Annotated in this window: 16 protein-coding genes; 3 read left to right on the top strand and 13 right to left on the bottom strand. The window is 39.9% G+C overall.

Annotated features, from left to right (window positions below):
• Positions 1–78: 78 nt before the first annotated feature.
• From AACQ83_RS21765 to hemA, 4 genes are read right to left on the bottom strand one after another with little or no spacing between them, the layout of a single operon-like run.
• On the bottom strand, positions 79–426 hold the full coding sequence (locus tag AACQ83_RS21765; protein ID WP_240000889.1) for a transglutaminase family protein: 348 nt from the start codon (positions 424–426) through the stop codon (positions 79–81).
• Positions 410–1258, bottom strand: coding sequence for a peptide chain release factor N(5)-glutamine methyltransferase (gene prmC / locus AACQ83_RS21760; RefSeq protein ID WP_112879578.1), 849 nt, complete (start codon positions 1256–1258; stop codon positions 410–412). The genes AACQ83_RS21765 and prmC overlap by 17 nt, the downstream gene beginning before the upstream one ends.
• Positions 1258–2340 carry a peptide chain release factor 1 gene (gene prfA, locus AACQ83_RS21755; RefSeq protein ID WP_112879577.1) on the bottom strand — a complete coding sequence of 361 codons (1083 nt, stop codon included), beginning with the start codon at positions 2338–2340 and terminating at the stop codon, positions 1258–1260. Before prfA ends, prmC begins: the two co-directional genes overlap by 1 nt.
• Before the next feature lie 31 nt (positions 2341–2371).
• Entirely contained in the window at positions 2372–3634 is a 1263-nt protein-coding gene (gene hemA, locus AACQ83_RS21750; protein ID WP_112879576.1) for a glutamyl-tRNA reductase, read from the bottom strand.
• A 376-nt stretch (positions 3635–4010) separates the two neighbouring features.
• Between hemA and lolB the strand changes: the two genes are divergently transcribed.
• The 3 genes from lolB to prs all read left to right on the top strand — a co-directional run bounded on the left by lolB (position 4011) and on the right by prs (position 6520).
• Positions 4011–4634, top strand: a complete 624-nt coding sequence (gene lolB, locus AACQ83_RS21745) for a lipoprotein insertase outer membrane protein LolB (RefSeq protein WP_112879575.1) — start codon at positions 4011–4013, stop codon at positions 4632–4634.
• Complete coding sequence (gene ispE / locus AACQ83_RS21740) at positions 4634–5509, top strand: 4-(cytidine 5'-diphospho)-2-C-methyl-D-erythritol kinase (protein ID WP_112879574.1); 876 nt, start codon at positions 4634–4636, stop codon at positions 5507–5509. The genes lolB and ispE overlap by 1 nt, the downstream gene beginning before the upstream one ends.
• A 63-nt stretch (positions 5510–5572) precedes the next feature.
• The gene (prs, locus tag AACQ83_RS21735) at positions 5573–6520 is read left to right on the top strand and encodes a ribose-phosphate diphosphokinase (protein WP_146747441.1); all 948 of its coding nucleotides are present in this window, start codon (positions 5573–5575) and stop codon (positions 6518–6520) included.
• A 105-nt stretch (positions 6521–6625) separates the two neighbouring features.
• Here the strand turns inward: prs and ychH are convergent, their stop codons facing one another.
• The 9 genes from ychH to AACQ83_RS21690 all read right to left on the bottom strand — a co-directional run.
• Positions 6626–6901 carry a stress-induced protein YchH gene (ychH, locus tag AACQ83_RS21730; protein WP_112879572.1) on the bottom strand — a complete coding sequence of 92 codons (276 nt, stop codon included), beginning with the start codon at positions 6899–6901 and terminating at the stop codon, positions 6626–6628.
• A gap of 488 nt (positions 6902–7389) precedes the next feature.
• Positions 7390–8352, bottom strand: coding sequence for an Ig-like domain-containing protein (locus tag AACQ83_RS21725; RefSeq protein ID WP_112879571.1), 963 nt, complete (start codon positions 8350–8352; stop codon positions 7390–7392).
• A gap of 118 nt (positions 8353–8470) precedes the next feature.
• Positions 8471–9796 (bottom strand): hypothetical protein, encoded by a 1326-nt coding sequence (locus AACQ83_RS21720; protein ID WP_112879570.1) that lies wholly within the window; start codon positions 9794–9796, stop codon positions 8471–8473.
• Complete coding sequence (locus AACQ83_RS21715) at positions 9793–10479, bottom strand: hypothetical protein (protein WP_112879569.1); 687 nt, start codon at positions 10477–10479, stop codon at positions 9793–9795. The genes AACQ83_RS21720 and AACQ83_RS21715 overlap by 4 nt, the downstream gene beginning before the upstream one ends.
• A 174-nt stretch (positions 10480–10653) precedes the next feature.
• Positions 10654–12156, bottom strand: a complete 1503-nt coding sequence (locus AACQ83_RS21710) for a hypothetical protein (protein ID WP_112879568.1) — start codon at positions 12154–12156, stop codon at positions 10654–10656.
• A 438-nt stretch (positions 12157–12594) separates the two neighbouring features.
• Entirely contained in the window at positions 12595–14100 is a 1506-nt protein-coding gene (locus AACQ83_RS21705) for a hypothetical protein (protein ID WP_112879567.1), read from the bottom strand.
• A 449-nt stretch (positions 14101–14549) separates the two neighbouring features.
• Positions 14550–16055: a hypothetical protein gene (locus tag AACQ83_RS21700; RefSeq protein ID WP_192881063.1), complete on the bottom strand. Its 1506-nt coding sequence runs from the start codon at positions 16053–16055 to the stop codon at positions 14550–14552.
• A 559-nt stretch (positions 16056–16614) separates the two neighbouring features.
• Positions 16615–18111: a hypothetical protein gene (locus AACQ83_RS21695; protein ID WP_112879565.1), complete on the bottom strand. Its 1497-nt coding sequence runs from the start codon at positions 18109–18111 to the stop codon at positions 16615–16617.
• Positions 18112–18764: 653 nt separating this feature from the next.
• On the bottom strand, positions 18765–20431 hold a 1667-nt coding region (locus AACQ83_RS21690), incomplete at its 5' end, for an Ig-like domain-containing protein (RefSeq protein ID WP_192881255.1).

The raw sequence follows: 20431 nt of genomic DNA, 5'->3' as shown, positions 1-20431 counted from the left end.
ATAGAAACGCTCAAAGCGTATGTGCTCAGCCAGAATACCCCGGAGTAGCCAGCCCTAAAGCCCTTCGGGCTTTTCGCCTTATATCCCCGCCCGCACTGGGCTAGGGTTTACGGCGGGTCTTGCTAAAACAACAGAGGAACCTTGGCGGGTTTGCAGTACTTTATCTAGCCATAATGTATCCGACAGACAATAAACACCGCGGGCACCGCCGAATTTCCAGCTTTGATAAAAAAGTCTCAGTAATTTTTCCAACCGTTCTTCTATATTTAGCTGCAGAGATATTTCACGTCTGGCTTCATCAATCAATGCTTGAAGCTGCATTTCCACTGAATGCTGAGGAAAATCAGAACGTAATGTTCGGGAAATTAACAGGATACCGCTACTTAACGATGTATTATTAAATTCATAATCAGCTATGGCTTTCATCACTTTTCCACTGACCCAGTGTTATTCGCTCATTACCGCCATAATCCTGAAAAGTAGCCACCTGCCGATAACCACTTTCAGAAAACAGGCTTCTTACAACATTTCCCTGTTTCCAACCATGTTCCAATAACAACCACCCACCAGGTAACAAAAAATGGCGAGATAGATCAATAATGGTATTTAGATCAGCAATTCCCTGTTTTGCCGCAATTAATGCACTATCTGGCTCAAACCGAACATCGCCCTGAGATAGATGTGGATCGGTTTCATCTATGTAAGGCGGATTACTGACAATCATACCAAACTGTTGATTATTCAACGAAGAAAACCAATTACTTAACAAAAAATCCACATTTTGTATTTTGAGTTTTTCAGCATTGCCCTGCGCCAGCATCACCGCATCAGGATTGATATCAACCCCGGTAACCCGGCAATCAGGGCGCTCACTCGCGATTGCCAATGCAATTGCGCCGGTTCCCGTTCCCAAATCCAGAATGTGGCAAGGTGTCAACGATAGCCGTTCAAGCGCCTTTTCTACCAGACATTCTGTGTCAGGACGCGGGATTAACGTAGCGGGAGAGACATTTAATGGCAACGACCAGAATTCACGCTCACCGGTGATGTAGGCAATGGGTTCACCTTTCACCCGACGAGCGAGTAAAGTCTCCAACTGGCTGAACTGCTCTGGAGCCAGCTGCGTTTCACCGAATGCCAATATATAAGTTCGGGAATGGTGAGTGACAAACCCCAACAAAATTTCCGCATCTCGTTTAGGAGTGTCACTTGCCGATAACTGTCTTGTGGCTTGTTTAAGCCAAGATAGATAATCCATCAATCCTGCTCTGACAAAGCCGATAATAGATCAGCCTGATACTCATTCACGATCGGCTGAACAAGCATATCCAATTTGCCTTCCATCACTTCATCAAGGCGGTACAAAGTGAGGTTAATGCGGTGATCCGTCACCCGTCCTTGCGGGAAATTGTAAGTACGATTGCGATCTGAACGATCACCGGAACCCAGCAAGTTACGGCGCTCAGAAGCTTCCGCTTCCTGACGTTTACGAACCTCAGCAGCGCGAATACGGGCCGCCAATACAGACATCGCTTTCGCTTTGTTTTTATGCTGTGAACGTTCATCCTGACATTCAACGACAATGCCAGTTGGAATATGAGTGATACGGATGGCTGAATCCGTGGTGTTTACATGCTGTCCACCCGCCCCCGATGAACGGAACGTATCAATACGCAGATCACTTGGACTGATTTCCGGCAACTCGGCTTCCGGGATCTCGGGCAAAACCGCAACGGTACAAGCAGAAGTGTGAATACGCCCTTGCGATTCAGTTTCCGGTACACGTTGAACACGATGACCACCCGATTCAAATTTTAAATGACCATAAACCTGCTCACCGGAAACTTTAGCAATAATTTCCTTATAGCCACCATGCTCACCATCGTTAGCACTGATGACCTCAACTTTCCAACGACGGGATTCAGCATAACGGCTGTACATACGAAACAGATCCCCGGCGAAAATAGCCGCTTCATCACCACCAGTTCCTGCACGCACTTCAAGAAAACAGTTACGCTCATCATCAGGATCTTTCGGCAACAGCAACAATTGTAGTTGCTGCTCTAATTCTTCATTGCGAACCTTAGCGTCCCTGATCTCTTCCTGTGCCATTTCCCGCATTTCAGGGTCATCAAGCATTATTTCAGCTGCTTTAAGATCATCCTGAACAGCACACCAGGCCTTAAAACAGTTCGTCACATCAGTCAGTTGAGCATATTCCCGCGACAAAGCACGAAAACGTTCTTGATCAGCAATCACATCGGCATCACCGAGATGAGCCAAAACTTCCTCGTGACGTTCTTGCAATGCTTCCAATTTAGCAACAATAGAAGGCTTCATTCTTGGTTTCAGACCCTATTCCGAGATATGGTTAATTATGTTCCAGCCCCAGGCTGTCACGTAATAAATTAAGACGCTCCAGGTCACCATTGCTGGCTGCTTGCTGGAGTGATTTGGTAGGAGCATGTATCAGGCGGTTCATCAATTGATGAGTCAATTGATTGATTGCCTGTTCTACGTCAGCTCCCTGATTGATAGCAGTCAGTGCCTTAGCAGCCATTTCAGCTCGCACCTGTTCTGCCTGATTACGATACTCACGGATTGAATTCACTGCGCCTTGCGAACGCAACCAGTCCATAAAATAACGGCTTTCCTGCTGAACAATACATTCAGCCTGCACTGCCGCTGCTTTGCGCTGCGCAAGATTCTGCTGAATAATTGCCTGCAAATCGTCAACACTGTAGAGATAGACGTTATTGAGTTTTTCCACATCAGGCTCTATATCACGAGGAACCGCAATGTCAATGAGCAACATCGGTTGGTTACGGCGTAACTTTAATGCACGTTCAACCATCCCTTTACCGATAATAGGCAACGGGCTGGCAGTCGAACTAATAACAATATCAGCTTCAGCTAAACGTATGTCAATTTCAGGCAAGGTGATCACTTCCGCCTGAACTTCATCAGCCAATATCTGTGCTTTCTCTTTTGTCCTGTTAGCAATCATCATATGGTGCACACGATGCTCTTTCAAATGACGAGCCGCTAGCTCAATTGTTTCTCCGGCACCAACCAGCAAAATATTCAGTTCAGAAAGTGATTCAAAAATCTGCCGCGCCAGAGTACAAGCGGCAAATGCAACAGAAACCGCATTCGAACCAATCTCTGTTTCCGTTCTGATGCGCTTGGCGACAGAAAATGATTTCTGAAATAGTCGCTCCAGTTCACTCGATAAAGAGCGGCTGTGCTGCGACTCGGCAAATGCTTTCTTCACTTGCCCAAGAATCTGAGGTTCTCCAAGCACCAACGAGTCCAGCCCACTCGCCACTCTCATCAAGTGGCTAACAGCTTCATTATCACAATGCCAGTAAATACTGGATTTTAGATCTCTGGGATTGAGTTGATGATATTCACACAACCAGCCAATTAACTGCTCATACAGATTATCTTGCTGTTCTACGCTGAGATAAAGCTCTGTACGATTACACGTTGACAACACAACCCCCCCTTTCACCAGGGGATGCTGGAGGAGGTTATCAAGCGCTTCACCAATCGTGTCTGGAGAAAAAGTCACCCGTTCACGCAAGGATACAGGAGCCGTTTTATGGTTAATACCAAGTGCTAACAAAGTCATATCAACTTCATTGAGTTATCAGCAGAGAGACAGTTCATCATAAAAAACATTCTATACCCGTTATCTTTCAAGTTGCCTCTTTGTTGGCTGCACTCGCTCACCCCGGTCACATAGTTCGCTATGCTCCCGGGGATTCACTCCCTTGCCGTCGCGACGCATCTTGAAATCCATAGGGTATATATTGATGAAATCATCACCCTTAATAAGGACTCTTATAAGCTGTGCATTCTACTTGATACCTCAGCTCAATAAAAGACAATCAGCAGTGTCTGATATCATTATTCAGAACATTTTTTTGAAATTTAACTGGATTAATAGTTCATTCTTCATTATTAAGTGATGTAAAAGTTTTCACGTTATTAAACAGGGATTACCGATGAAGCCAATACAAAAATTATCACTATTCCGCCTATTGCCGCTCTCTTGTGTACTGTTGACCGCCTGTACATTAACGCAACCTGGCGGAACAGGTTCGGCGGATTCTCCCCAATGGCGAGCACATACCCAACAGCTACAGCAATTAAATCAATATCAAACACGTGGATCTTTTGCCTATCTGTCTAATGAGAAAAAAGTTTATGCCCGCTTTTTCTGGCAACAATATCATCCTGAACGCTACCGTTTATTACTGACTAATCCGCTAGGCAGCACTGAATTAGAGCTGCTCGTTCAGCCAGACATGACGCAATTAACCGATAGCCAAGGTAAAAAATATTTCAGTGATAATCCTGAAAAGATAATTTATCAGCTCACCAATATGGATATTCCATTAGATAATTTGCGGCATTGGATAACAGGTTTACCCGGTGATGCCAAAAACTTTAAACTGGATGCTAACCATCTATTGAAAACCGTCAATTACCAGCAACATGGCGCGACATGGCAGGTTAATTATCAATCCTACGATACCTCAACAACCCCCGCCCTTCCCAACCGTCTGGAACTGATTCAGGGTGATCGCCGCATTAAACTGAAAATGGATAACTGGACCACAAAATAATGACATTAACTTGGCCCTCACCGGCAAAACTTAACCTATTTCTCTATATCACCGGTCGTCGAGCTGACGGTTACCACCAGTTGCAAACGCTATTTCAATTTCTTAATTATGGTGATGAAATTACGGTTACCCCTCGTCAGGATAATGAAATCCGTTTACTGACACCCGTAGAGGGGGTGGAACACGATAACAACCTGATTATTCGCGCAGCACGTCTTTTACAATCCTACAGCGACAAACACCATACAGGTATTGCTCATAAAGGTGCTGATATTCAGATCAACAAACGTCTGCCAATGGGCGGTGGGTTAGGCGGAGGTTCATCCAATGCGGCTACCGTACTCATTGCCCTGAATTATCACTGGCAAACCGGTTTCACAGACGAAACACTGGCAGCCCTCGGCGTGAGCCTTGGTGCGGATGTGCCCATCTTTGTCAAAGGGCATGCCGCATTCGCAGAAGGTATTGGTGAAATCCTGCACATAGCAGAGCCGGAAGAAAAGTGGTATCTGGTTGCGCATCCTGGTATTGAAATCTCAACTCTGCGTGTCTTCACAGATCCAGAATTAAAACGTGATACACCAATTCGCCCTCTGACCGCATTATTAAAGGCTCCGTACGTAAATGATTGTGAATCTCTTGTAAGAAAACGTTTCCGTAAGGTTGAACAGCTTCTTTCATGGCTGCTAGAATACGCGCCGTCACGCCTGACCGGAACCGGTGCATGTGTATTCGGTGAGTTTGAATCAGAAGCATCGGCCCGTAAGGTGTTAAATCAAGCCCCTGAGTGGTTGCAGGGTTTTGTTGCGCGTGGCGTTAACAATTCACCTTTGCACAGTTTCCGCTCTGGGATACCCGTGTTATTGAACCAATGAATAAATATGTTATTTAGCATTGGTCAACAATATCTCTCTGGACGCAAGCCTGAGGTCTTTCTCGTGCCCGATATGAAGCTTTTTGCTGGTAACGCTATCCCGGAACTAGCACAACGTGTTGCCAACCGCCTGTACACTAATCTTGGAGATGCTGCTGTCGGCCGTTTTAGCGACGGTGAAGTCAGCGTGCAAGTTAACGAAAATGTGCGCGGTGGTGATATTTTCATCATCCAGTCCACTTGTGCACCGACTAACGACAACCTGATGGAATTAGTCGTTATGGTTGATGCACTGCGTCGTGCTTCCGCAGGACGTATTACCGCAGTAATCCCTTATTTCGGTTATGCTCGTCAGGACCGTCGAGTCCGTTCCGCCCGTGTGCCAATTACCGCCAAAGTTGTTGCAGACTTCCTGTCCAGTGTCGGTGTAGACCGCGTACTGACTGTTGACCTGCATGCTGAGCAAATCCAAGGTTTCTTTGATGTTCCAGTTGATAACGTATTTGGCAGCCCAATTCTGCTGGAAGATATGCTACAGAAAGAGTTAGAAAACCCTATCGTTGTTTCCCCGGATATTGGCGGGGTTGTCCGCGCACGTGCTATTGCTAAGCTGCTGAATGATACGGATATGGCAATCATCGATAAACGCCGCCCACGCGCTAACGTTTCTCAAGTGATGCATATTATCGGTGATGTCTCTGGCCGCGACTGCGTGCTAGTCGATGACATGATCGATACCGGCGGCACCTTATGCAAAGCGGCTGAAGCATTAAAAGAACGCGGAGCAAAACGTGTCTTTGCCTATGCTACTCACCCGATTTTCTCCGGCAATGCGGTGGACAACATTAAAAACTCGGTGATTGATGAAGTGGTTGTCTGTGACACCATCCCATTGTCTGCTGAGATCAAAGCGCTCAATAAAGTTCGTACTCTCACTTTGTCCGGTATGCTAGCTGAAGCGATCCGGCGTATCAGTAATGAAGAGTCAATTTCTGCGATGTTTGAGCACTAATAAATAAGTTGTACTCATATATCGCTATTTAAGAAAAAACCCGTTGTACAAGAGCTTCAACGGGTTTTCTGCTTACTCTGGAAGAATAATACTTCTCCATTTTTGTTATGGATACCGATGACTACTACGACGATAACGCTCATCATAGTTTCTTAGCCACCAGTAACGATCTGCCACACCTTCCCGGCCTCCCACACCGGCACCAGCCAACCAAACAAGCGCACCAATAAAAACGCCCAATAGCGCTGCTTCAGATAAAAACTCAGGCCAGCCAAAACCGAAGATGTGAGGCAGTAATGTATAAGCCAGGCTACTCACTATGGTGAACATACCGACACCCATCAATACATTACCGACTATGAAGGCACTTTGACGTTTCATATGTTACCTCCAACACTCTCCGTGAATACACACTCTCCGTGAACACTAAGAACCGAAAATTCAACAGCTAACGTTAATTGACTCTATATAACTTTATAGCCTATTTATAGTATAGCCCTATTTCATAAAAGGTCATTGCGGACGCGATCACAACTAAAGGAGATTTAATAACAATTCCCTCATCATTGTGAGAAATAACATGAAGAAATAATGAGTTAGATAGCCTGAACTTCACTTAAAGAGAAGTTCAGGTTTTTAACTAAATATTGATGTATACCCGTTATCTTTCAAGTTGCCTCTTTGTTGGCTGCACTCGCTCACCCCGGTCACATAGTTTGCTATGCTCCCGGGGATTCTCTCCCTTGCCGTCGCGATGCATCTTGAAATCCATTGGGTATATAACAATGATAGTTGTGAAATTCCATCCAGGTTATATATCTTTAATCAATAATAAACCACGCAATCAGTATCTCCTAAATATCCAGCGTCTAATACAGTAATGTGTTTAACGTTATCGGTACTCGAGAATGTATCCGATCATCCAGGCAACCTATACCAATTGCTGTATATTCCATTTTAGGCGGTTCATAACGATATGAAGATCCAATGTAACTAGAATAAATTTTAAAGCTAAAACATCCATTTATATCGGTAATGATATCTTTGCCATCATCAGCCAGCGATATAAAAAGCCCCGTAGATACTGATATGACTATATTAGGTTGACCTATATCATTTTTATATAAATATCCAGATACAACACCGTAGTCAAATGAATATATTACAGGTGGATATTCTGTGATCTCTAACCGATATGGATTATAGGTGAAACACACAATTGTAGCCTTTATGATATCTCCCGATTGTGCCGTGAGTGTCACCTCTCCAACGTTATCAGATCGTATTGAGACGGATATTTTACCATCTTTATCTGTTACACCCCATGATGGATATATCGTTGCTTCACTATCAGCATTGAAGGTTACTTTTTGGTTTTTAATTCTGTTACCAGACTTATCATACGCAGTTGCAATTACTATATTTTTATCGTTGCTATTAGCCCATGCATCATTTTTTTCTCGGTTAAGCTCAAGAGATGCCACGAATTGAGGAACAGCAGTAAACTCGACCTGGAGAGGAGGGACTTTTATTTGAGTATCATCCTCTAAACAAGCATATACATTCCCTTGACACGGAGTTGAATCAGTAGAGATTATTTCAACTGATACCTTACCCATTACTCCCGTACTTTTTATAATTGTACGATCATTATTCTCCTTAAATACCATAAATTCATTATCTAATGTGAAAGTTACATTCGTTTCATGAGATAAATAACCACCTTGAGTTACTTTTATACCGATATATATAGACTTATCCGCAGTCTCCGTTTTTTCACTCGATACCCAATTTAATTTTTTAGCCTCTTTTGGTGCTTGTTCGTCATTCATTTCATTCTCCTAATTTATCACTATCATGTATATTTATATATATTACCATCGATTTAAAGTTAAAAAATAAAATGATTTCAATTTGATAAAATTATGCTAATTAACAATATTCCTTACACTAAATAGAAGGAAAATGTTTAAAATTAATAGAAAATTGAATCGACTTATCAATATCGGGTAAACTTATTATCACATTATTTTTTTCTGCTTTGGTATTAGTTATATGGAAAGTTGTACAACCATCTTTACTAATCGCAACCTGCAATTCTCTCTCGTTATCACCAAAACCTGAAATTATCGCGGAGCCATCAGTACGAACAAGTAATCTTTTACCGGAATAGACAGTACGGTCCACAATAACATAACCACTACACACACTCACGCCATCAGCAGGTACTTCCGAGGTAAATGCGTAAGCTTCGATAATATCTCTTCCATCTCTCCACTCGCTAAATATTGCCTGCCCTACACCCGGTGTTATAGCCCCATCCTCCGCAGAAACAGTACAGCGAAAACTACCCGCTTCCTCAGATTGCAAATGGAAATAAGCCAACCCGAAACTATCGGGGGCAAATTGATATTTTGTACCATCCCCTTCAACAATACTTCCTGATTCAACCCTCGCCAATAAACTCTTTCCTGGCGGCCCATAAACCGCAACCAAGTTTTTCGGTTTTATTTTAGGATATTTATTAGATACCATCGGCGCACCTTCACTAATTGATATCATGACAGATGACATATCCGTTAGCGATAATATCACTGAACCTGGAGCAGAAATAGTATTGCCAACCTCATAATACCCTGTTCCCACGCCTTCCTGCCCCAAACAAAGCACGTTTTCCACCGGCACCACTAAAGAAACATAACCCTGCTTAACATCCTCGTCGCTTACTGTTATTGGTTGTGCATCCCAAGCCGCCCGCGCAATTAAATCATAGTTAAAATTATGTCCTTGCCAATGGAATATGACGCTATCTCCTTTCCGCATCTGCCGATAACTGATATGCACATTTAACCCACGATGTTGCACAAGAGATGAATAGTGAATAACGCCAGATGTTGAATCTGGATAAATTGATGGTAATAATTTTATCGATGGAGAATTAATAACTTTAATAACAGTCGGTTCAGAGAAATCTTCATTCTCGAAATCATCAGCTGATGTATAAGTCACATTATAGCAACCATCAGGTATTTCAGAGAACGGCATAGTTACAGTAAAAAAATCAAGATCAATATTCTGAACATGATATGGTCGAGAAAAAATTCCCCCAACACTTACCACTATCACATCCCAGATTTCTATATCCTCATAATAGGGTACCTTGATAATTAAATCTTGGTTCTGTTGAACAGAAACATCAATCAAACCATTATTATCTGCTTGCGGCAATTTTGGCGACGATAAAGGAATGAGAGTATTGTCGTTATTAGTAATCATATTTCACCTCCCATTGGAATCGGTCTGAATGATAAAACAAAATTGACTTTATCCCCTGAATCTGAACCAGGCGCTGTTAGCCAAACATTAACTTTACCTACTGTATCGCTAGTCACATTCACTGTCGCACTACCATCCTCTTTTAATGGAATATCGGCCCAGTCTTTATTATAACCATCGATAACTGCATTATTATTAACTCTTATACGGATTTGATTAATATCATCATTATTTTCACGATCAATAAAAAGATAGATCGAACAAGGCGTCTTCCCATCTGCCGGAGCACCTGTAGTATAATTATAGGCGGTAAATATTATAGCCTCATCAGACTGACGATAATTACCAAAAATAAGCGGGAAAGATATTACCTTATTGATGTCCTCTTGTGGGGAAATCATCACAAAAGCCGAAAATTCTTCATTATTTTCAATATTTTTATGTTCAAACGGAGAACGAACATAAAAATGCCCTTTTCCAGTCTCATCTAACGTCAATGTGATCTGATCTACATCAACATTATCGTCTACAATAAAAGCACCGATAGATGTCGTAGCATAGAATTTATGTCCAGGTAGACCATATATAGTCACAATATTTTTGGGATTAAGATTAGGATAATTGGTTAAATCACTTTTTGCCGCGTTTTCTGTGATAATCACACTTGATATGCCATTATTCATACTGTCACCATTAACTCCATGATTTATTAATTGAAAATAAAATGATAACGCTTAATAAAATATTATAGTTACGCAATAAAGAAATCGCCAGTTTACAAATAAGAAATATGCCCGGAAAAATGGAAAATGCTCAAGCATTTTCCAGCAAATAAATAAAAACTCAATCAGTTAAATTTATTGTCCAGGGGGAACCGTATCAATGCGTCCAAACCAAATCTTGGAGTCCTTTATTCTTACACTGTAAGTGATATAAACTAATCCTGGTCCACCACGATATGAGTCTACACCCGTAAAAGGTGCCTGACCAAGCAGAATAATAGCCTCTCCAGCCGCCACTTCGTCGGCAGTTACCGTATGAGGTTCTAGAGAATAAATTTTTGAAGATGGACTATGATTGACAACACCATTAACGTAAATACGTACATTGATAACACTATCCACGTCTATTCCATTTTTTTTACCCACAGCAATATGTGCATCCAGCCCTCCCCCTAAAATTTTTGCAAGATTGATCTTACCTCTCTGTCCAAGTTCGATCTGATCTTTATGAGTGAAAATTCTAGGCGCTGCTAATGTACGCCTAATCTCTGGTGGCTCATTCGGTACTGACCTCGTTAAATCAAAATAGAGGGCAGATGACATCGTTACATTTCCCGTTGTATCAGCCCTATAATAATATAACTCATTATCGCCAATATTTGGAATACTGGCATATGGGACTGAAATAAACGGATTATTCAACTGATCCAGATCAGTAATGACAGCAGACACACTTGGCGTTTCATCATTATCTTCTCTGATCATTAAGAAAATTCTATCTCTCGGTTTAACTCTCTCATAAAATGGGATACTCACATGAAAACCTGTACTACTATTTCCTACTGATGGTGTTAATCTATCACCGTCCAACTCTTCAATATCTGGCATTTCAAGCGTTGGAGTAATATCTTCTGTAATAAACAGAATATTTGATGAAGATTTCCTTAAAAAACCCTGCAACTCTGTAAACATATTGACTGTGTAGTTACCCCTCTCTTCCTTACTAGGGAAAACTCTTAAGGCAGCAAAACCTTTACTATTCGTATTAATATAGTATTTATTGCTATTTAACCCTCTAATAAAAGGCAATATTTCTGCTGTAGGTTGCCTTCTATTATAACCAAAAATACGCACTGGCTTATCTGTTACCAGGGGAATTTGAAAATAAGGTAACGGATCATCTGTTTTACTCAGCGCATATAAATGAACGAGGAGGCTACCATTAAATTCAGAAGGTCGTTCATCATCCTCTGCCGGAGAAAAATCTTTTATCAACGAATCGCCAATAATGATAGGTTCAAACGCTGCATGTGAAAAACCATTTTTACCAATAGAATGAAATGCTATCTCTAATTTAGCATCAGGGTCCGTAGCCTTATCCATTGAAAATGTTATGGTGAAATCACCAGCACCAGAATTGGCAGTAACAACAAATTTTGTAGTGCAGGTATTATTCTTGACATCCCTTGAAATACGAGGGATCTCATCAAAACTGACATCTTGCTGGTCACTGTACACTATATCAGTCATTTCCGTGACTTTATGAGTCTCATCACCTGAATAAGTTACAGTAACGAGAACTGGGCACTCTTCTAAAACCGTTATTCCTGAAACAATATCTGCTGTAAGTATCGACATATTAAACCTCATATTAAAGTTAAACATCAATAAGCAATAAGCGTCTAATTTCTATCAAAATAATGCGCTCCCACAACGATACTGATTACCTATTATCTCCTTCCTGTTTCTCACACAAATAAATTATTTACTTTAGCTGTTAATGTAATAGCAATAAATCTACCACTCATAACATAAGCTTTATATCCAAATATACCCTATATAGTTACAGGTTAAGATTACGGTAATTGTTAAATCACTTTTCGCCATGCTTACCATTATTTATACTGTCACCATTAGTTCCATGATTCATTGGTTGAAAATAAAATGACAACGCTTAATTAAATATTATAGCTCGGTAATAAAGAAATAGCTAGTTCACCAATAAGAAACATGTCCGGGAAAATGGAAAACGCTTACGCATTTTCCATACACAAGTAAAATCTCAATCAGTTAAATTCATCGTCTAGGTGGAACAGTATCAATATGTCCAAACCAAATCTTAGATTCCTTTTTACCTACGCTGTAAGTGATATAAACCGAGCCTGGCGTACCATCACTATATGAATCTACATTAGTAAAAGGTGCCTGACCAAGCAGAATAATAGCCTCTCCAGCCGCCTTTTCGTCAGCAGTTACCGTATGAGGTTCAACAGAATAAATCTTTGAGGATGGATTCTCATTGACAATACCATTAACGTAAATACGTATATTGATAACACTATTTACCTCTATTCCGTTGTTTTTACCCACAGCAATATGAGCATCCAATCCTCCACCTAAAATATATTCAAGATCAATCTTACCTGGCCAGCCAAATTCCTCCTGTCGTTTATGATTAAAAATTCTAGGTCTCGCTAATATACGCCTAATCTCTGGTGGCTCATTCGGTACTGACCTCGTTAAATCAAAATAGAGGGCAGATGACATAGTGATATTTCCCACTGCATCAGCAATGTAATAATATAACTCATTATCGCCAATATTTGGAATATTGGCATATGGAACTGGAATAAAAAAATTATCCAACTGATTCAAATCATTAACAACAGCAGACGCACTTGGTGTTTCATCATTACCTTCTCTGATCATTAAGAAAACTGTGTCTTTCGGCCTAACACCTCTATAAAATGGGATATTCACATGAAAACCTGTACTGCTATTTCCTTCTGATGGAGTCAATTTATTACCATTCAGTTCTACAATATCTGGTGCTGCAAGCGTTGGAGCAATGTCTTCTATAACAAACAGAATATTTGATAAAGATTTCTTTGAAAAATCCGGCAATTCCGTGAACATATCAACTGTATAATTACCACTCTCCTTCTTACTGGGGAAAACTTTTAAAGCAACAAAACCTTCATTATTTGTATTAATATAGTATTTATTATTATTGTAATTTAGAGCAAGAGGTAATATTTCTTCCGTAATCTGTTCTCCATCATACCCAAAAATACGCACTAAATTATTAATTACCAGAGGGATTTGAAAATAGGGTAATGGCTCATTTGTTTTACTCAACGCATATATATTGACGAGGAGGCTGCCATTAAACTCAGAAGGCTCCTCATTATCTGCTGCCGGAGATAAATCTTTTATCAGCGAATCGCCAATAATGATAGGTTCAAACGCTGCATGTGAAAAGCCATCTTTATCAATAGGATGAAATACAATTTCCAATTTAGCATCAGGGTCCGTAACCTTATCCATTGAGAATGTTATGGTAAAATCACTGGCACCAGAATTAGCAGTAACAACAAATTTTGCAGTGCAGGTATTATTTTCGACATCTCTTAAAATACGAGGAGTCTTATCAAAATGAGTATTTTCTGGGGTACTATACACTATGTCAGTCGTTTCCGTTACTTTATGAGACTCATCACCTAAATAAGTCACGGTAATAACAACCGGGCACTCTTCTAAAACCGTTATTCCTGAAACGATATCTGTTGTAAGTGTCGACATATTAAACCTCATATTAAAGTTAAACACCAATAAGTAACAAACACTTAATTTTCTGTCAAAATAATGCGTTTATACAACGATGCTTACTCTCTATTCCCTCCTTTCTGTTTAGTTTATCACAAAAATAAGTTTTTTAGCTATTAATGCAATAGCAATAAATCCACTACTCATAACATAAGCTTTATATCCAAGTATATCCTATATAGTCATAATATATCCTGGATTAAAATTAGGATAATTGTTAAATCACTTTTCGCCACATTGACCATTATTCATGCTCCACCATTAATTTCGTGATTCATTGTTTGAAAATAAAATGACAACGCTTAATGAAATATTATAGCTCGGTAATAAAGAAATCGCCAGTTCACCAATAAGAAATATGTTCGGAAAAATGGAAAATGCGTGAGCATTTTCCAACAAACAGTTAAAAGCTCAATCAGTTAAATTTATTTCCTAGGTGGGACAGTATCAATATGTCCAAACCAAATCTTAGATTCATTTTGGCCTACGCTGTAAGTGATATAAACCGAGCCTGGCGTACCATCAAAATGCGAGTCTACATTCATAAAGGGTGCCATACCAAGCGGAATAATAGCCTCTCCTGCTGCCGCTTCGTCGGCAGTTACCGTATGAGGATCGATAGGATAAATTTTCGAAGATGGATTGTCATTGATAATACCATTAACGTAAATACGTACATTAATAACACTGTTTACCTCTATCCCACTGTTTTTACCCACAGCAATATGGGCATCCAACCCTCCACCTAAAATATATTTAAGACTAATCTTACCTGGCCAGCTAAATTCCTCCTGTCGTTTATGATTAAAAATTCTAGGTCTCGCTAATATACGCTTAATCTCTGGTGGTATATTTGGTACTGACTTCGTCAAATCAAAATAGAGGGCGGATGACATAGTTATGTTTCCTATTACATCAGCTACGTAATAATATAACCCATTATTGCCAATATTTGGAACACTAGCATATGGCACTAAAATAGATGGTATATCCAACTGACTCAGATCAGTAATGACAGCAGACATGCTTTGCGTTTCATTATTACCTTCTTTGATCATTAAAAAAATTCTATCTTTCAGTTTAACATCTTCATAGAACGGGATACTTACATGAAAACCTGTACTGCTATTTCCTACTGATGGCGTTAACCTATCACCATTCAATTCTTCAATATCTGGCACCGCGAGCGTTGGATTAATGTCTTCTGTGATAAACAGAATATTTGATGAAGATTTCTTTGAAAAATCCGGCAATTCTGTAAACATATCAACCGCATAGTTCCCCCTCCCTTTCTGACTGGGGAAAATCCTTAGAGCAATAAAACCTTTTTTATCCGTATTAATATAATATTTATTACTATTTAATTTTCGAATAAAAGGAGATATTTCTTCCGTAATTTGTCCTCCATCATACCCAAAAATACGCACTATCCTATCCGTTACCAGAGGAATTTGAAAATAGGGTAACGGCTCATTTGTTTTACTCAAAGCGTATAGATTAATAAGCAGACTACCATTAAATTCAGAAGGTCGTTCATCATCCGCTGCCGGAGATAAGTCTTTTATCAACGAATCGCCAATAATGATAGGCTCAAACGCTGCATGTGAAAAACCATTTTTATCAATAGGATGAAATGCAATTTCTAATTTAGCATCAGGGTCCGTAACCTTATCCATTGAAAATGTTATGGTGAAATCACGGGCACCCGAATTAGCAGTAATAACAAATTTCGCAGTGCAGATATTATTTTCGACATCTCTTGAAATACAAGGGATCTTATCAAAACGGGTATCTTCTGAGGTACTATACACTATGTCAGTCGTTTCCGTTACTTTATTAGATTCATCACCTGAATAAGTCACAGTGATAACAACCGGGCACTCTTCTAAAACCGTTATTCCTGAAACGATATCTGTTGTAAGTGTCGACATATTAAACCTCATATTAAAGTTAAACATCTATAAGTAACAAACACTTAATTTTCTATCAAAATAATGCGTTTATACAACGATGCTTATTATCTATTACCTCCTTCCTGTTTATCACATAAATAAATTATTTACTTTAGCTGTTAAAGTAATAGCAATAAATCCACCACTCATAACATAAGATTTATATCCAAGCATACCCGACATAGTTACAATATATCTGGAGTTAAGATTACGGTAATTATTAAATCACTTTTCACCATGCCTGACATTATTCATACTGCCACCATTAGTTCCATGATTCCTTGGTTGAAAATAAAATAACAACGATTAATAAAGCATTATAGCTCGGTAATAAAGAAATCGCCAGTTCACCAATAAGCAACATGTCCGGAAAAATGGAAAACGCTTACGCATTCTCCATAAACAGGTAAAAGCTCAATCCGTTAAATTTGTTATCCTACTGGAACCATATCAATGTATCCAAACCAAACCTTAAATTCCTTTTTGCCTACGCTGTAAGTGATATAAACTGAGCCTGGCGTACCACCACGATATGAGTCTACGGAACAGTATCAATGTATCCAAACCAAATCTTAGATTCCTTTTGGCCTACGCTGTAAGTGATATAAACTGAGCCTGGCGTACCATCACGATATGAATCTATATTAGTAAAAGACGCTTGACCAAGCGGAATAATAGCCTCTCCAGTCGCCACTTCATCGGCAGTTACCGTATGAGGAACAACAGAATAAAGTTTCGAAGATGGATTCTCACTGATAATACCATTAACGTAAATACGTATATTGATAACATTATTTACCTCTATTCCACTTTTTTTATCCACAGTAATATGGGCATCTAATCCTCCGCCTAAGATATCATTAAGATTGATCCAAGCTGGCCAGCCAAATTCCATCTGTAGCATATGACTAAAAATTCTGGGTCTCGCTAATATACGATTAATCTCTGGTGGTACATTTGGTGCTGACCTCGTTAGATTAAAATAGAGGGCAGATGACATAGTGATATTTCCCGTTGTATCAGCCCTATAATAATATAACTCATTACCACCAATATTGGGAACACTGGCATATGGAACTAAAATAAACGGATTATTCAACTGATTCAGATCAGTAATTACGACAGACGCACTTGGTGTTTCGTAATTATCTTCTTTGATCATTAAGAAAATTCTATCTTTCGGTCTAACACCTTCATAGAATGGAATACTCACATGGAAACCTGTACTACTATTTCCTACTGATGGCGCTAATTTATTACCATTCAACTCTTCAATATCTGGCGTTGCAAGCGTTGGGTTAATATCTTTTGTAATAAACAGAATATTCGATGAAGATCTCTTTGAAAAATCCGGCAATTCTGTGAATATATCAACCGCATAATTCCCATTCCCTTTCTGACTGGGGAAAATCCTTAAAGCAACAAAACCGTTTTTGTCCGTATTAATATAATATTTATAACTACTTAACTTTTGAATAAAAGGAGATATTTCCTCCGCAATGTTTTTTCCATCGTACCCAAAAATACGCACTATTCTATCCGTTACCAGAGGAATTTGAAAATAGGGTAACGGCTCATTTGTTTTACTCAGCGCATATAGATTAATAAGGAGGCTGCCATTAGATTCAGAAGGCTCCTCATTATCCGCTGACGGAGATAAGTCTTTTATCAGCGAATCGCCAATAATGATAGGTTCAAATGCTGCATATGAAAAACCATTTTTATCAATAGAATGAAATGCAATTTCCAATTTAGCATCGGGGTCCGTAGCCTGATCCATTGAAAATGTTATGGTGAAATCACCGGCACCAGAACCAGCAGTAACAACAAATTTCGCAGTACAGGTATTTTTCTCAACATCTCTTGAAATACGAGGGATATCATCAAAACTGGTATTTTTCGGGTTCTCGTACACTATGTCAGTCGAATCCGTTACTTTGTGAGTCTCATCGCCTGAATAAGTCACAGTGATAACAACCGGGCACTCTTCTAAAACCGTTATTCCTGAAATTATATCTGCTGTAAGTGTCGACATATTAAACCTCATATTAAAGTTAAACACCAACAAGTAACAACCACCTAATTTCTATCAAAATAATGTTATTCTACAATGATGCTGACTACCTATTATATCCTCCCTACTTCCCACATAAATAAACTATTTACTTTAGCCATTACTGTAATAGCAATGTATTCTTTATCCAAAAGGTATCATAAAGTGGGATACAGTGCTTTCTCCACATATTCCTTGATTAATGTATGAGGATCAATAGTAATAAATACTTAATCCAACTCCTCTCACATAATACCATCAGCGTAAACATTCATATTAATAATATCATCTACATTAATTTCAGTGAATAATTAAATAATTACTTTTCCCTCGCTGTCCAAGTTTTAAATAACCTTGGTGAGTAAAAATTCTAATTACAGCTAATGTACGAGAAACCTCTGTGATCGCTCATTAGAGGCTGAATCTGTTAAAATAACGAGAAGATAACATGGCTACGTTTTCACTATAAGTCACAGTAATGACAATTGGACACGCTTCTAAAACCATTATTCCTGAAACTATATCTGCTGTAAGTGTCAACATATTAAATCTCATATTAAAATTAAACACCAATAAGTAACAAACACCTAATTTCCTATCAAAATAATGCTCTTCTATAAATGATGCTTATCCCCCTACTCCTCACATAAAACCACATAAGCATTTGAAGCTAAACCACTATTATCCAACAAATGAGCCTGAATTTTTGTATCATCTATTTGTAGCCCCCCCATTCTTATTGCCGCCTGACTGAATCCTTCAGTTGGGTCACCTAATAAACCCTTATCAATAAGATTTAAATCCAAATTATTGACCAGATAATCAATTGAGCTACCAAGATCACGCTCTTGTATCCTATCTCCTCTTGTACAACGAGCTAAAGGCTGCCTCTTGTCAATACGACTATTCAAGTCAGGGTAACCAATTCCCGGCCCTATCGGGTTAGGATCAAAAATTATAAAATGGTTAATTTTCACATCAGGAATAACATATTTTAAATACCGACCAGATTCTGGGTGTGTAAACGTTGCAGTTAATGTAACCATTCCTGCTTTTTTAACTTGAAAACGCTCTCTATCCACATCAATTACGTTCCTATTACTTGAATCATATACTCCAATATAACCACCAGATATTCTTGCTTTTCCAGGCAAATACTCAGGTTTAAACTTCATTCCTTGCCAGCCAAAGTTCATTCTTTCCTTTGGTACTGAACGCCCGAGCGATTCTCCATCTTTATGGTGATAATCCAATATAAAGAAGTTAGCAACATCCTGCTCATTAGCCTTAATTTCCACCGTCTTATTCTTAGAGCCAACAGATAAATCATTCACTTTAGCCGTTACCATAACAGCAACAAACCCGCCGCTTTTGCTATATATCTGGTACTGAGCTTTCCCATCAGCATCTGTTTTACCATCACCCACTACCTGAGTAACCAAGTTTTTATCAGTGATGGTAACTCCCTTACTATTTGTTGCACTCCAGGCCACCGCAACACCGCTTTTCGCCTGCCCGGAAAAATCTTTTACTGTGGCAGTAAAGGTGTAAGTATGCCCCTCGCCTTCTCCTTCTGTTACGTGATCTGGGCTAACAGTCAGAGAAGCAAGCTCATCAGGACCGATAAAACTGACTTTTTTATCCACCTTCACCGGCGTCTGCTGGGTAGCCGTTTTTGCGGACATTTGCACATCAATCGCTACCACTGTACTACTTAACGTTACAGTGACCTGTCCCTGCGCATTACTCACCGAATTGTTCTGCTTCGTCAGTTTTAACCCGTCAACCGCTGGATCTGTCTGCCAATCGATATCGATCGGTTTATCCACCACCAGATTGCCATACGCATCTTCCACCGTCGCCGTGAAGGTGTAAGCATCAGTGCCTTCGTTGTAGAGCGGGCCTTCTTTGTCCACCGTTACGCGGGTGACATGATAACTGAGGCTCAACTCTTCAAAACTCACCGGGCTATCAGCTTTTATCCATGACTGATTCGCCGCCGTCTTCGCCGACACCTGCACATCCGTCACCGCCGCCGTGCTGGTTAACGTCGCCGTCACCTGTCCCTGCGCGTTACTCACCGAATTGCTTTGTTTCGTCAGTTTTAGCCCGGCCACCGCGGGGTCTGTCTGCCAGTCAATCTCGATCGGTTTATCCACCACCAGATTGCCATGACCATCCTTCACCGTCGCCGTGAAGGTATAAGTATCGGTGCCGTTGTTGTAGCGCTTCTCGTCTTTATCTTTATCCACATCCACCGCCACACTGGCGACATAATAGCTGTCACTCAGCTCCGCAAAGC

It is taken from the genome of Photorhabdus sp. S10-54 (genome assembly GCF_963878145.1).
GTDB lineage: Bacteria > Pseudomonadota > Gammaproteobacteria > Enterobacterales > Enterobacteriaceae > Photorhabdus > Photorhabdus kayaii.
This window is presented reverse-complemented; position numbering and strand designations above follow the sequence as displayed.